The 13,370-nt window shown below is 74.4% G+C and carries 15 protein-coding genes; 14 read left to right on the top strand and 1 reads right to left on the bottom strand.

Annotated features, from left to right (window positions below; all coding sequences use genetic code 11):
- Positions 1-27: 27 nt before the first annotated feature.
- The 11 genes from ACI794_RS19580 to ACI794_RS19530 all read left to right on the top strand — a co-directional run bounded on the left by ACI794_RS19580 (position 28) and on the right by ACI794_RS19530 (position 9,308).
- Entirely contained in the window at positions 28-1,116 is a 1,089-nt protein-coding gene (locus ACI794_RS19580) for a zinc-dependent metalloprotease (protein WP_456582708.1), read from the top strand.
- A 5-nt stretch (positions 1,117-1,121) separates the two neighbouring features.
- Entirely contained in the window at positions 1,122-2,150 is a 1,029-nt protein-coding gene (tilS, locus tag ACI794_RS19575) for a tRNA lysidine(34) synthetase TilS (RefSeq protein ID WP_456601146.1), read from the top strand.
- Positions 2,147-2,734: a hypoxanthine phosphoribosyltransferase gene (hpt, locus tag ACI794_RS19570; protein ID WP_456601145.1), complete on the top strand. Its 588-nt coding sequence runs from the start codon at positions 2,147-2,149 to the stop codon at positions 2,732-2,734. Before tilS ends, hpt begins: the two co-directional genes overlap by 4 nt.
- Positions 2,735-2,905: 171 nt before the next feature.
- Positions 2,906-4,876 carry an ATP-dependent zinc metalloprotease FtsH gene (gene ftsH, locus ACI794_RS19565; protein ID WP_456601144.1) on the top strand — a complete coding sequence of 657 codons (1,971 nt, stop codon included), beginning with the start codon at positions 2,906-2,908 and terminating at the stop codon, positions 4,874-4,876.
- On the top strand, positions 4,873-5,490 hold the full coding sequence (gene folE / locus ACI794_RS19560) for a GTP cyclohydrolase I FolE (RefSeq protein WP_456601143.1): 618 nt from the start codon (positions 4,873-4,875) through the stop codon (positions 5,488-5,490). The genes ftsH and folE overlap by 4 nt, the downstream gene beginning before the upstream one ends.
- A gap of 13 nt (positions 5,491-5,503) precedes the next feature.
- Positions 5,504-6,364: a dihydropteroate synthase gene (gene folP, locus ACI794_RS19555; protein WP_456601142.1), complete on the top strand. Its 861-nt coding sequence runs from the start codon at positions 5,504-5,506 to the stop codon at positions 6,362-6,364.
- Positions 6,351-6,719 carry a dihydroneopterin aldolase gene (gene folB, locus ACI794_RS19550; protein ID WP_456601141.1) on the top strand — a complete coding sequence of 123 codons (369 nt, stop codon included), beginning with the start codon at positions 6,351-6,353 and terminating at the stop codon, positions 6,717-6,719. The genes folP and folB overlap by 14 nt, the downstream gene beginning before the upstream one ends.
- Complete coding sequence (folK, locus tag ACI794_RS19545; RefSeq protein ID WP_456617163.1) at positions 6,716-7,222, top strand: 2-amino-4-hydroxy-6-hydroxymethyldihydropteridine diphosphokinase; 507 nt, start codon at positions 6,716-6,718, stop codon at positions 7,220-7,222. The genes folB and folK overlap by 4 nt, the downstream gene beginning before the upstream one ends.
- 7 nt (positions 7,223-7,229) lie before the next feature.
- Positions 7,230-7,745: a DUF3180 domain-containing protein gene (locus tag ACI794_RS19540; protein WP_456582716.1), complete on the top strand. Its 516-nt coding sequence runs from the start codon at positions 7,230-7,232 to the stop codon at positions 7,743-7,745.
- A 91-nt stretch (positions 7,746-7,836) separates the two neighbouring features.
- Positions 7,837-8,763, top strand: coding sequence for a helix-turn-helix domain-containing protein (locus ACI794_RS19535; protein ID WP_456617162.1), 927 nt, complete (start codon positions 7,837-7,839; stop codon positions 8,761-8,763).
- Positions 8,757-9,308 (top strand): dihydrofolate reductase family protein, encoded by a 552-nt coding sequence (locus ACI794_RS19530; protein WP_456601138.1) that lies wholly within the window; start codon positions 8,757-8,759, stop codon positions 9,306-9,308. The genes ACI794_RS19535 and ACI794_RS19530 overlap by 7 nt, the downstream gene beginning before the upstream one ends.
- Here the strand turns inward: ACI794_RS19530 and ACI794_RS19525 are convergent.
- A complete protein-coding gene (locus ACI794_RS19525) occupies positions 9,305-10,495 on the bottom strand; it encodes an ABC transporter ATP-binding protein (RefSeq protein WP_456601137.1) in 1,191 nt (396 codons plus the stop codon). The two genes, ACI794_RS19530 and ACI794_RS19525, sit on opposite strands and share 4 nt — an antisense overlap.
- 26 nt (positions 10,496-10,521) lie before the next feature.
- Here ACI794_RS19525 and ACI794_RS19520 point away from each other — a divergent pair, with 26 nt between their 5' ends.
- The 3 genes from ACI794_RS19520 (at position 10,522) to ACI794_RS19510 (ending at position 13,099) form a co-directional block, all read left to right on the top strand.
- Positions 10,522-11,223: an ABC transporter permease gene (locus ACI794_RS19520; RefSeq protein ID WP_456617161.1), complete on the top strand. Its 702-nt coding sequence runs from the start codon at positions 10,522-10,524 to the stop codon at positions 11,221-11,223.
- Positions 11,220-11,954, top strand: a complete 735-nt coding sequence (locus tag ACI794_RS19515) for an ABC transporter permease (RefSeq protein WP_456617160.1) — start codon at positions 11,220-11,222, stop codon at positions 11,952-11,954. Before ACI794_RS19520 ends, ACI794_RS19515 begins: the two co-directional genes overlap by 4 nt.
- 143 nt (positions 11,955-12,097) lie before the next feature.
- On the top strand, positions 12,098-13,099 hold the full coding sequence (locus ACI794_RS19510; RefSeq protein WP_456601134.1) for a glycine betaine ABC transporter substrate-binding protein: 1,002 nt from the start codon (positions 12,098-12,100) through the stop codon (positions 13,097-13,099).
- The last annotated feature ends 271 nt before the right edge of the window (positions 13,100-13,370 follow it).

The raw sequence follows: 13,370 nt of genomic DNA, 5'->3' as shown, positions 1-13,370 counted from the left end.
ATTGGCGGCCGCGCGTAGGGTGAGCCAATGAGCAGCGCCTCCTCGATGGTCGACTGGGACCTCGCCGGACGCACGGCCCGCCGGCTGGTCAGCAGCGGTCCGAGCACCACGCGGGAGGAGGCCGCCGCGGTCGTCGCGGAACTGCACCGCGCCGCCGCCACCGCCGTCGCGCACGTCGAGGCCCTGACCGGGCTGCGGCCGGTGCCCGGGGGCCCGGTCCCCGAGGTCGCCGTCGTGGACCGCCCGGGCTGGTCGGACGCCAACGCCCGCGGCATGGCCGCCCTGCTCGACCCGCTGGTCGACAAGCTCGCCGAGCGCACGGGCAACCGCCCCGGCCCCCTCGCCACCGCGATCGGCTCGCGCGCCACCGGGGTCCAGGCCGGCGCGCTGCTGGGCTTCCTCTCCTCGCGCGTGCTGGGCCAGTACGAGGTCTTCGGCACCGGTGGCCGGCTGCTGCTGGTGGCGCCGAACATCGTGGCGACCGAGCGGAAGCTGGGCGTCGACCCGTCGGACTTCCGGCTCTGGGTCTGCCTGCACGAGGTCACCCACCAGCTGCAGTTCACCGGCGTCCCCTGGCTCACCGGCTACCTCGAGGGGCAGATCGAGGAGTTCGTCGCCGCCACCGACCTGGCCCCCGACGTGTTGCGCGAGCGCCTGCAGGACCTGCTGCGCAGCCTCGGCGACGCCGTGCGCGGCGGCAGCGGGGACGGCGCCCCCGAGGGGTTGATGGCGCTGGTGCGCGACCCGGCGCAGCGGGCGGTCCTGGACCGGGTGACCGCGGTGATGAGCCTGGTCGAGGGGCACGCCGAGTACGTGATGGACGGCGTCGGGCCCGAGGTCGTCCCGTCGGTGCGCACGCTGCGCAAGCGGTTCGCCCAGCGGCGCAAGGGCCGGGGCCCGCTCGACCGCGTGCTGCGCCGGCTGCTGGGCCTGGAGCAGAAGATGAAGCAGTACGCCGACGGCCGGCACTTCGTCGGCGGCGTGGTGGAGCTCGCCGGCATGGAGGGCTTCAACCGCGTCTGGGAGGGCCCGGCGAACCTGCCGCTGATCGAGGAGCTCACCGCGCCCCACCTGTGGGTCGAGCGCGTGCTCGGGCGCCCGGCGCTGCCCGCCTGAGAGCGGTGAGCGGGCCACCCCGCGCGGTCGCGGAGCTGCGGCGCGCGGTCCGCGAGGGGCTGCACGCCGACGACCGGCCGGTGCTCGCCGCCTGCAGCGGGGGAGCGGACTCGGTGGCCCTGGCCGCCGCCCTCGCCTTCGAGGCACGCCACGCCGGCGCGCGGGTCGGCGGGGTCACCGTCGACCACGGCCTGCAGCCGGGCTCGGCCGCGCGCGCGGAGGGCACCGCCGCGGTGCTGCGCGGGCTCGGGCTCGACCCGGTCCTCGTGCTCGCCGCCCGGGTGGGCGCCGGCGGTGGCCCGGAGGCCGCCGCCCGCGCCGCCCGCTACACCGCGCTGGGCGCCGCGGCGCGGGAGCACGGCGCCCGCGTCGCGCTCGGCCACACCCTCGACGACCAGGCCGAGACCGTCCTCCTCGGCCTGGGCCGTGGCTCGGGCCCCCGCTCGGTGGCCGGCATGGTGCCCGAGCGCACCGCCGACGGCGTCGGCTGGTGGCGCCCGCTCCTCGGCGTGCGCCGGGCCACCACCCGCCAGGCCTGCGCCGACCAGGGCCTGCCCGTGTGGGACGACCCGTGGAACGCCGACCCCGCCTACACCCGGGTGCGGCTGCGCACCGAGGCCCTGCCGCTGCTGGAGGAGGTCCTCGGGGGCGGCGTCGCCCCGGCGCTGGCCCGCACCGCCCGGCTGCTGCGGGAGGACCTCGACGCCCTCGACGACCTGGCGGCCGCCGAGCTGGCGCGACTGGCCGCGGAAGCCGGGGACGGCGGGCTGCCCGCCCGGCCGCTCGGGTCGCTGCCGGCCGCGCTCCGCCGGCGGGTGCTGCGCGGCTGGCTGCGCGGCGCCGGCGTCCCCGACCTGCAGGCGGTCCACCTGAGCGCGGTCGAGAGCCTGGTCACCCGCTGGCGGGGGCAGGGGGTGGTCGACCTACCCGGCGGCGCGGGCGTCGTCCGGGCGTCTGGCACTCTGGTGCTGCTGCCGCCGGAGCACCGGCGGAGCACTTCCGGACCCGCACCCCACGAGGAGCACACTCCGTGACGGAGCCTGCCAGCATCCCCGGCGCACTCGGTCCCGACCACGGCTACGGCCCGGACATCGACCACGTCCTGCTCAGCGAGGACGAGATCCGCGGCAAGATCGCCGAGCTCGCCGCCGCGGTCGCCGCTGACTACGCCGGCCGGGAGGTCCTGCTCGTCGGTGTGCTCAAGGGCGCGGTGCTGTTCATGAGCGACTTCGCCCGCGCGCTGCAGCTGCCCACCCAGATGGAGTTCATGGCGGTCTCCTCGTACGGGTCCTCCACCAGCTCCTCCGGCGTCGTGCGCATCCTCAAGGACCTCGACCGCGACATCACCGGCAGGCACGTCCTGGTGCTCGAGGACATCATCGACTCCGGGCTGACGCTGTCCTGGCTGCTGAAGAACCTCGGCGGCCGGGCGCCGGCGTCGCTCGAGGTCTGCGCCCTGCTGCGCAAGCCCGACGCGGTCAAGGTCGACGTCCCGGTCAAGTACATCGGCTTCGACATCGCCAACGAGTTCGTCGTCGGGTACGGCCTGGACTACGCCGAGCGGTACCGCGACCTGCCCTACATCGCCACGCTCAAGCCGGAGGTCTACTCCTCCTGAGGGAAGCGCCGGAGCTCCCAGCTCGCACGCAGGAGATCCCCAGGTCCACCGGTGTACCGTCGATCCCGACGACGCTGCCCGAGCGCCGGGGTCCCTGCCCGGGCCGTTTGGCGGCGTCCCCGGGACGATCAGGAGGGTCGACGGGCGCCCACGGGCGCCCGGCATCGGTGTATGGAACGTAAGAAGATCTTCCGCTCGGTGTGGTTCTGGGTCGTCCTGGTCATCCTGCTGGCCCTGACCGTCTCGTCGCTGTTCAGCGGCGAGGGCAGCAGGCAGGAGATCACCACCTCGACGGCCCTCGAGCAGATCGAGACCGGCAACGTCGAGTCGGCCACGCTCAACACCAAGGAGCAGACCCTCGACCTGGACCTCGCCGACGAGGTCGAGGGCAGCACCGAGGTGACGACGTCCTACCCGGTGGCGGTCGAGGGCGACATCGTCGACCTCCTGCGCGCCCAGGAGGCCGAGGAGTTCGACACCAACGTCACCCAGGACAGCCTCCTGGTGAGCCTGCTGGTCAGCTTCCTGCCCTTCCTGATCCTGCTCCTGCTGCTCTTCTGGCTGTTCAACTCGATGCAGGGCGGCGGCCGCGGCGTCATGGCCTTCGGCAAGTCCAAGGCCAAGCAGATCACCAAGGACATGCCGAAGACGACGTTCTCCGACGTCGCCGGCGCGGACGAGGCGATCGAGGAGCTGCACGAGATCAAGGACTTCCTCGCCAACCCGGTCAAGTTCCAGGCCGTCGGCGCGAAGATCCCCAAGGGTGTGCTGCTGTTCGGCCCGCCCGGCACCGGCAAGACCCTGCTGGCCCGCGCCGTCGCCGGCGAGGCCGGCGTGCCGTTCTTCTCCATCTCCGGGTCGGACTTCGTCGAGATGTTCGTCGGCGTCGGCGCCAGCCGGGTCCGCGACCTGTTCAACCAGGCCAAGGAGAACTCCCCGGCGATCATCTTCATCGACGAGATCGACGCCGTCGGTCGTCAGCGCGGCGCCGGCATGGGCGGCGGCCACGACGAGCGCGAGCAGACGCTGAACCAGATGCTCGTCGAGATGGACGGCTTCGACGTCAAGGGCGGGGTCATCCTGATCGCCGCCACCAACCGGCCCGACGTCCTGGACCCCGCGCTCCTGCGCCCGGGCCGCTTCGACCGGCAGATCGCCGTCGACCGCCCCGACCTGGAGGGCCGCAAGCGGATCCTCGAGGTGCACGCCAAGGGCAAGCCGCTCGCGCCTGACGTCGACCTCGAGACCGTGGCGCGCCGCACGCCGGGCTTCACCGGCGCCGACCTCGCCAACGTGCTCAACGAGGGCGCGCTGCTCACCGCCCGCAACAACGGCTCGCTCATCACCGACGCCACCCTCGAGGAGGCGATCGACCGCGTCATCGCCGGCCCCGAGCGCAAGACGCGGGCGATGAGCGAGAAGGAGAAGAAGGTCACCGCCTACCACGAGGGCGGGCACGCCCTGGTGGCCCACGCGCTGCCCAACCTGGACCCGGTGCACAAGGTGACGATCCTTCCGCGCGGGCGCTCGCTGGGGCACACCCTCGTGCTGCCGACCGAGGACAAGTACACCCAGACCCGGTCGGAGATGATCGACACCCTCGCCTACGCCCTCGGCGGGCGGGCGGCCGAGGAGCTCGTCTTCCACGAGCCGACCACCGGTGCCGGCAACGACATCGAGAAGGCCACCTCCATGGCCCGCGCGATGGTCACCCAGTACGGCATGAGCGCCAAGCTGGGTGCGGTGAAGTACGGCAGCAGCGACTCCGAGCCGTTCCTCGGCCGGGACATGGGTTCCCGCCCCGACTACTCCGAAGCCGTCGCCGCCGACATCGACGCGGAGATCCGCGCGCTCATCGAGGCCGCGCACGACGAGGCGTGGGAGATCCTGGTCGAGTACCGGCACGTCCTCGACCAGCTGGTGCTGGAGCTGATGGAGAAGGAGACGCTGTCCAAGGACGACATGGCGCGCATCTGCGCGCCGGTCGCCAAGCGGCCGGCGCTCGCCCCCTACAACGGCTTCGGCAAGCGAACTCCGTCCAACCAGCCGCCGGTGCTCACGCCGGCGGAGCGGGCCGGGCAGAACGGGTCGGGGCACGACACGACCCCGGTCGGCGACGTCGGGGCCCCGGTCCAGAGGTGAGCGAGATCCCGGCCGAACCCGAGGACCTGCTGCTGGCACCGGCTCCCGGGGTCGACCAGGAGCGGGCGGCCGCGGCGGTCCGCGAGCTGCTCATCGCGGTGGGCGAGGACCCCGACCGGCCGGGGTTGCAGGAGACCCCCGCGAGGGTCGCGCGGGCCTACGCGGAGACCTTCGCCGGGCTCTGGCAGGACCCGTACGACATCCTCGCGACGACGTTCGAGGAAGACCACGACGAGCTCGTGCTGGTCAAGGACATCCCGATGTACTCGACCTGCGAGCACCACCTCGTGCCCTTCCACGGGATGGCGCACGTCGCCTACATCCCCGGCGAGGACGGCCGTGTCACCGGGCTCTCCAAGCTCGCCCGGCTGGTCGAGGTCTACGCCCGCCGCCCCCAGGTGCAGGAGCGGATGACCCGCCAGATCGCCGACGCCCTCGACGACGTGCTCAAGCCACGCGGCGTGCTGGTCGTCGTCCAGGCCGAGCACCTGTGCATGGCCATGCGCGGCATCCGCAAGCCGGGCTCCTCGACGGTCACCTCCGCGGTCCGCGGCATCTTCCGCGACAACGCGGCGACCCGCAGCGAGGCGATGGGCCTCGTCCTCGGCCGGTGAGCGGGGCCCGTCGATGACCGACGCCGCGCTGCCGCGACCGGGCCGCTGCCTGGTGATGGGCGTCCTGAACGTCACGCCGGACTCCTTCTCCGACGGCGGCTGTTTCGCCGACCCGGACACCGCCATCGCGCACGGTCTGGCGATGCACGCCGCGGGCGCGGACTACGTCGACGTCGGCGGTGAGTCCACCCGCCCGGGCGCCGACCGGGTGGACGCCGACGAGGAGTGCCGCCGCGTGCTCCCGGTGATCCGCGAGCTCTCCGCCGAGGGCGTGCGCACCAGCGTCGACACCACCCGCGCCGAGGTGGCCGAGGCCGCGCTGGCCGCCGGGGCGGTGCTGGTCAACGACGTCAGCGGCGGGCTGGCCGACAAGAACATGGCCGACCTGGTCGCCGACGCCGGGGTGCCGTGGGTGCTCATGCACTGGCGGGGTCACAGCCGGGAGATGTACGCGGCCGCGCAGTACGGCGACGTCGTCACCGAGGTCTGCGCGGAGCTCACCGCCCGGGTGGAGGACGTCGTCGCCGCAGGCGTGCGACCTGACCAGCTGGTGATCGACCCGGGCCTGGGCTTCGCCAAGCGCGCCGAGCACAACTGGGCCCTGCTGGCCGGGCTCGACCGGCTCGTCGCCGTGGGGCTGCCCGTGCTCGTCGGCGCCTCCCGGAAGACCTTCCTGGGTCGGCTGCTCGCCGCGTCCGACGGCCGGCCCCGTCCCGCCGAGGAGCGCGACGCCGCGACCCTGGCGACCACGGTGCTCGCCGCGGAGGCCGGTGCGTGGGGCGTGCGCGTCCACGACGCCGGCGCCTCGGTGGACGCCGTCCGAACCGTGGCCGCGGTCCGCGCGGCGAGAGGAGCCGGCCGTGGCCACCCCTGACCGCATCGCCGTCCGCGGCGTCCGCGCCCACGCCCACCACGGCGTCTACGCCTTCGAGCGCGAGCGGGGGCAGGTGTTCCGCGTCGACGCCGTCCTGGAGCTCGACACCTCCGCGGCCGCGGCCGACGACGACCTGGCGCGCACGGTGAACTACGCCGACATCGCCCAGCGGCTGCACCGCGTGGTCACCGGCGAGCCGGTGCACCTGCTCGAGACGCTCGCCCAGCGGCTGGCCGACGTCTGCCTCGCCGACGAGCTCGTCGACGCCGTCGAGATCACGGTGCACAAGCCGGAGGCCGAGCTCGGGGTGCCGTTCGACGACGTGACGGTGACCATCCGGCGCGAGCGCGCATGAGCCGGGCCGTCCTCTCCCTGGGCGCCAACCTCGGCGATCGCGCCGGTGCGCTCCGCGCCGCGATCACCGCGCTGAAGGACGACGGCGTGCTCGTCGCCCGCTCCACGCTGTACGAGACCCCGCCGTGGGGCCCGGTCGAGCAGCCGCCCTACCTGAACGCCGTCGTCGTCGTCCGCGGCGATCGGGACGCCCGGGGCTGGCTCGCGCGGGCCCGGGAGCTCGAGGTGGCGGCCGGCCGGACCCGCGAGGTGCGGTGGGGTGCCCGCACCCTCGACGTCGACGTGGTCACCGTGACCGGCGACGACGGCGCGCCCGTGCTCTCCGACGACCCCGCGCTGACCCTGCCTCACCCGCGGGCGCACGAGCGCGCGTTCGTGCTGGTGCCGTGGGCGACCCTCGACCCGACCGCCCAGCTCCCCGGCCGCGGCCGGGTCGCCGACCTGGTGGCCGCGCTCGACCCCGCCGACGTGGCGGCGGTCGTGCGCTGGGACCACCTCCGCTAGGCGCCCTGTGACCCCCGTCCGCCGCCGCGACCTCGTCGTCCTCGCCCTCGGGCTCACCGTGGCCGCGTGGCTGCTGGTGCGCGCCTGGTACGGCGAGCTGCCGCCGCTGCGCTGGTGGCTGCCCGCACCGCTGGCGGTCCTGGCCCTCGGCGAGGCCCTGGGGGCGCGGGTGCTGACGACCCGGCTGCGGGCGCTGCGCGAGGCGCGGGCCGGGCGGGGCCCCACCGGGCGCGACGCGGCGGGCGTCCGCCCGGTCGAGCCGATGCTGGTCGCGCGGCTCGCGGTGCTCGCCCAGGCCAGCGCCTACGTGGGCGCCGTCGTCACCGGGGTCTGGCTGGGCGTCCTCGCCTACACCGGCCCCGCCGTGGGCCGGCTGCAGGCGGCAGGGAACGACACGGTCACCGCGCTGCTGGGTCTGCTGGCCTCCCTCGCGCTGGTCGCCGCGGCGCTGTGGCTCGAGTCCGCCTGCCGGGTGCCGCCCGGCTCGACCGACGACGAGCCGGCCCCCGGGGTCAGCGCCTAGCTGTCACCAACGTCCTGGCCCGGTACACCTGGCCCGGATCCGCGCAAGAACGGTCAAGCACCGGGGGCGCCCGGCGCAGCACCCTGTACGCATGACGGGACGGGACCGGCTCCGAGAGCTCCTCGACGCGGTGCTGGACGAGGAGAACCACACCCTCGCCGAGATGGCCGGCGACGCCTACGCCTCGCCCTTCCACCTCAGCCGCACCCTCTCCCGGGACGCCGGCGAGGCGCCCGTGGCGATGCGGCGGCGGGTGATGCTGGAGCGCGCGGCCTGGCAGCTGCAGCAGGGCAGCAGCGTCACCGACGCCGCGTGGGCGGCCGGGTACGAGTCGGTGGAGGGGTTCAGCCGGGCCTTCGCCCGTGCCTACGGTCGGCCGCCGAGCGCGGTGGACGCCGGCTCCGGCCACTGGCTGCCGGCGCCCAACGGCATCCACTTCCACCCGCCCACCTCCCTGTGGGTGCAGAGCACGGAGCACGCCATGAACCCGCTCACCGAGCAGTTGGTGGCGCACGGCCTCGACGACACCCGGTACCTCATCGAGGTCGCGAAGGGCCTCTCCGACGAGGAGTTCCGCGCCCCGCGGCTGCCCGGGCTCGTCCTCCTGCCGTGGGACGGACCGGAGGAGTCGGTGCAGGTCCTCCTCGACCACCAGGTGCACACCCTGGAGATCTGGCTGGCCTCGATCGAGGGCCGCGACCTGCCCTCGCGGGCCGCGGACCCGGACCCCGCCGCACTGCTGGACCGGCACGACGCGGTGGCCCCGCGCTGGCTGGCCACGGTGCGCGACATCGACCGGCGCGGCGGCTGGGACGACCGGCTGGTCGACGCGCTCTGCGAGCCGCCCGAGAGCTTCGTCCTGAGCAGCGTCGTCGCCCACGTGCTCACCTACTCGGCCTCCCGCCGCCAGCTGGTCCGGCACCTGCTGCGGGGGGCGGGCCACCCCGTCGACGACGGCGACCCCATCGAATGGCTCCGCGCGCGACGCGGCGAGATCCCCGGAGGAACCCCGTGCTGACCTACCACACCGCCACCACCCTCGACGGCTTCATCGCCGACCCCGACGACTCCCTGGAGTGGCTCTTCCGCCAGAAGCAGGGCGACGTCCCGGGCTTCGGGTTCGACGAGTTCATGGCCGGCGTCGGTGCCCTCGTCATGGGACGCACGACCTACCAGTGGGTCCTCGACCACGAGGCCGCCGCCGGCAACGGGTGGCCCTTCACGCTGCCGACCTGGGTGATGACCAGCCGGGAGCTCCCCGCCGCGGAAGGCGACGTCCGGTTCGCCTCGGGCGACGTCCGCGCGGTGCACGAGGCGATGACCGCGGCGGCGGGGGCGAAGGACCTCTGGCTCGTCGGCGGCGGTGACCTGGCCGGCCAGTTCGCCGAGGCCGGGCTGCTCGACGAGGTCGTCGTCTCGATCGCGCCGGTGACGCTCGGCGCGGGGCGGCCGCTGCTCCCGCGGCGGCTGGACCTGGAGCTGGTCGAGGCCGCCGCCAACGGAGCGTTCGTCAGCGCCCGCTACCGGGTGACCGGGCCGCTCCTGGAGGACCGGGCCGGCTAGGCCGAGCTGGCGCCGGCGGTCTCGGGCACCCGCCCCTCGACCGATCGGCGCAGGGCCGAGTGCAGCGACTCGGGAGTGAGGACGCCGAGGAACTGGTCGCCGTCGAGCACGGCCACCCAGCCCGCCTCGTGCTGCAGCATCGTGGCGAACGCCGTCTTCAGCGACGCCTCACGGGGCACCCAGGCCTCCATGCGGCGGGCCGCGGAGCCCACCGTCCCCGAGCCCGCCGTCCGGTCCGGCGAGAGCCAGCCGTGCAGGCGGTCGGCGTCGTCGAGCACCACGGCCCAGCGCGCACCGGAGCGCTGCAGCGCCGACCGCGCGTCGGCCAGGCCGTCGTCGGCGTGCAGCACCGGCGGGTGCTCCAGGTCCTCGGCGTCGATCCCCGTGACGGCCAGCCGCTTGAGGCCCCGGTCGGCGCCGACGAAGTCGGCCACGAAGTCGTTGACCGGCCTGCCCAGCAGTTCCGCGGGGGAGGCGAACTGCTCGACCCGGCCGCCCTGGCTCATGACGGCGATCCGGTCGCCGATGCGCACGGCCTCCTCGATGTCGTGGGTGACGAACACGATCGTCTTGCGCACCGTGGCCTGCAGCCGCAGGAACTCCGCCTGCAGCCGCTCGCGCACGACCGGGTCGACGGCGGAGAACGGCTCGTCCATGAGCAGCACCGGCGGGTCGGCCGCCAGCGCGCGGGCCACCCCCGCCCGCTGGCGCTGCCCGCCGGAGAGCTGGCCCGGGTAGCGGTCGCCGTGCACGGCCGGGTCCAGGCCGACCGTGGTCAGGAGCTCGTCGACCCGCGCCCGCGTCTCCTCCCGGCCCCAGCCCAGCAGGCGGGGCACGGTGCCGACGTTCGCGCGGATCGTCTGGTGGGGGAAGAGCCCCACGCTCTGGATCACGTAGCCGATGCGCCGGCGCAGCTCCACGGGGTCGGCTCGGGTGACGTCCTCGTCGCCGATGACGATGCGGCCGGACGTGGGCTCGATGATCCGGTTGATCATCTTCATCGTCGTGGTCTTGCCGCAGCCGGAGGGGCCGACGAGCACCGTCAGCTCGCCCGCGGCGAAGGTGAGGTCGAGCTCGGCCACCCCCACGGTGCCGTCGTCGAACACCTTGCTGACGCCCTCCAGCCGGATCTCCACCGCCTCGCCGGACGCGCTCGCGGACGGGGGAGTGTGCGCAGTAGCGTCCACGGCGTGGTCCTCCTGGGGTGCGCCCGGTGCTGAGCGCGGAATCGGGGACGTCCGCGGTCCTGGCCGTGGACGCGGCGCCGAATCCCTGGTTCGACGCAACCTATGTCGTCGAGAACTGGGACACCATTCTGCGGTACCTGGGCGAGCACGTGCGGCTGACCGTCGCCGCGGTCGTCATCGGGGCCCTGCTCGCACTGCCGCTGGCGCTGGTGGCCCGCCGCGTCCGGTGGCTGGCCGGCCCGGTGCTGGGGTTCTCCTCGATCGTCTACACGATCCCGTCGCTGGCGATGTTCGCCCTGATCTTCCCGTTCACCGGGCTGACGGCGACGACGGTGCTGGTCGGGCTGGTCGTGTACTCGTTGGTGATCCTGGTGCGCAACTTCCTCACCGGCCTCCAGGGCGTGCCCGGTGACGTGCGCGAGGCCGCGCAGGGGATGGGCTACGGCCGGTTCCGGCTGTTCTGGCAGATCGACCTGCCGCTGGCGCTGCCGGCGTTCATGGCCGGCCTGCGGATCGCCACCGTCTCCACGGTCGCGCTCACCACGGTGGGCGTGCTGGTCGGGCACGGCGGGCTCGGGCAGCTGATCTTCGGCGGGTTCAACGCGAACTTCTACCGGGCCGAGATCGTCACCGGCGCGGTCGGCTGCGTGCTGCTGGCGCTCTTCGCCGACCTCCTGCTCGCCGGCGCCGAACGACTGCTCAGCCCGTGGGCGAGGGCGCGGTCGTGACCGGCTTCGGCGACGCGGTCGTGTACCTCAACGACCCGTTCAACTGGACCCGCCCCGGCGGGTTGCTGGACCTCCTCGTCGAGCACCTGGCGGTCTCCGCGATCGCCGTCCTCGCCGCGCTGCTCCTCGCGCTCCCGCTGGGCATCGCCCTGGGCACCAGCGGGCGCGGCGGGGGCGCGGTCGTCGTCCTCTCGAACGTGAGCCGGGCCGTGCCGACGCTCGCGCTGCTCACCCTCTTCGCGGTCAGCCCGATCGGCTTCGGCAACCGGGCCACCACCATCGCCCTCGCGGTCTTCGCCTTCCCGCCGATCCTCACCAACACCTACGTGGGCTTCCGGGGGGTGGACGGCGACGTGCGCGAGGCGGCCCGCGCCATGGGCATGACCCGCGGCCAGGTGCTGCGCCGGGTCGACCTGCCGCTGGCGCTGCCGCTGGTGATGACCGGCGTCCGCACCGCCGCCGTGCAGGTGGTGGCGACCGCCGGGCTCGCCGCCCTCGTCGGCGGGGGTGGCCTGGGCCGGGTGGTCAACCTCGGCTTCGGCCAGCAGGACTACGGGCTGATCATCGCCGGCGCGATCCTCATCGCGGCGCTGGCGCTGCTCACCGAACTGGTGCTCGTGGCGTTCACCTGGGCGGTGCGGCCCGGTCCGCGGCGGTGGCTGACCGTCCCCGGTCGGCAGCGGACCGTGCGCGGCGAACCGGAGCTCACCGGGGTCGGCGTCCCGTCCTGATCACGCGTCGGTAACGAACGCCCCGGCGGCGGCAACCCGATTGCGTCGTGCACAACGGGACGGTTCGATGGGCTCCGCGGGAATCCTCCCGCCAGACACGCGTGCCGGTCCGGCACGGGACACAGAAGGCGGGGCGTCCAACCATGCGCGCACGCACCAGGATCATCGGCCCGCTCGCCCTCGCGGTCGCGCTCACCGCGGCCTGCGGGGAGTCGGGCTCCTCCGGCACCGGCGGCGGGGGTGACGCCGGCGCGACCGGGGCCGCCTCCGGCGACGCCTGCGCCCCGATCGCCGGCGACCAGCTCGTCGTCCTCGAGGACGACCAGGCCCTGCAGAACGCCGACAACATCATCCCGGCGGTCAACGCCGCGGCGGCCGAGGCGAACCCGGCGCTGCTGCCGGCGCTGAACGCGGTCTCCGCCGAGCTCACCACCGACGAGCTCATCGAGATGAACGCCGCCGTCGACGTGCAGCGGCAGAGCGCGGACGACGTCGCCGCCGCCTGGGTCGAGGAGAACGTCGACACCGGCGCCCTGGAGCAGGGCAGCGGCCCGATCGTCGTCGGGGCCGGCAACTTCACCGAGTCGACCGTGCTCGCCACGATCTACGCCGACGTCCTCACCGCAGCCGGGTTCGACGCCTCCGTCCGGGAGGCCGGCAACCGGGAGCTGTACCTCCAGGCGCTGCGCAACGGCGAGATCCAGGTCTTCCCCGAGTACCTGGCCACCGTCACCGAGTTCCTCGAGGGCGACGACGCCACGCAGGTGGCCAGCGGCGACGTCGAGGCGACCGTCGCCGCCCTGGAGCCGCTCGCGACCGAGGCCGGCCTCGTGTTCGGCGAGCCGTCGGAGGCCGCGGACCAGAACGCGTTCGCGGTCACCCAGGCGTTCGCCGACGAGCTGGGGGTCACCACCCTCTCGGAGCTTGCCGAGGCCTGCGACGACGGCTCGCTGGTCCTGGGTGGGCCGACCGAGTGCCCGACCCGCCCGTTCTGCCAGCCCGGGCTGGAGGAGACCTACGGCCTGGAGTTCGACAGCTTCCGCGAGCTGGACACCGGCGGCCCGCTGACCAAGGCCGCGATCCAGCAGGGTGAGGTCTCCATCGGCCTGGTCTTCAGCTCCGACGGCGCGCTGGCCCAGCAGTAGAAGGACCCCCGTGCCCCCCACCGCTCGCACGCTCGCGGCGGGACCCTGCACGGGGGCCGTTCCACCACGTCACGGGCTCGCGGCGGGACCCTGCACGGGGGCCGTTCCAGCACGTCACGGGCTCGCGGCGGGACCCTGCACGGGGGCCGTTCCAGCACGTCACGGGCTCGCGGCGGGACCCTGCACGGGGGCCGTTCCAGCACGTCACGGGCTCGCGGCGGGACCCTGCACGGGGGCCGTTCCAGCACGTCACGGGCTCGCGGCGGGACCC

The sequence above is a fragment of the Blastococcus sp. SYSU DS0541 genome (assembly GCF_054050875.1).
This window is presented reverse-complemented; position numbering and strand designations above follow the sequence as displayed.

Bases quoted from the DNA above. Each gene is read 5' to 3' on its own strand.
- ACI794_RS19580 (WP_456582708.1), top strand. From the start codon at position 28: ATGAGCAGCGCCTCCTCGATGGTCGACTGGGACCTCGCCGGACGCACG.
- ftsH (WP_456601144.1), top strand. From the start codon at position 2,906: ATGGAACGTAAGAAGATCTTCCGCTCGGTGTGGTTCTGGGTCGTCCTG.
- folP (WP_456601142.1), top strand. From the start codon at position 5,504: ATGACCGACGCCGCGCTGCCGCGACCGGGCCGCTGCCTGGTGATGGGC.
- folK (WP_456617163.1), top strand. From the start codon at position 6,716: ATGAGCCGGGCCGTCCTCTCCCTGGGCGCCAACCTCGGCGATCGCGCC.
- ACI794_RS19535 (WP_456617162.1), top strand. From the start codon at position 7,837: ATGACGGGACGGGACCGGCTCCGAGAGCTCCTCGACGCGGTGCTGGAC.
- ACI794_RS19510 (WP_456601134.1), top strand. From the start codon at position 12,098: ATGCGCGCACGCACCAGGATCATCGGCCCGCTCGCCCTCGCGGTCGCG.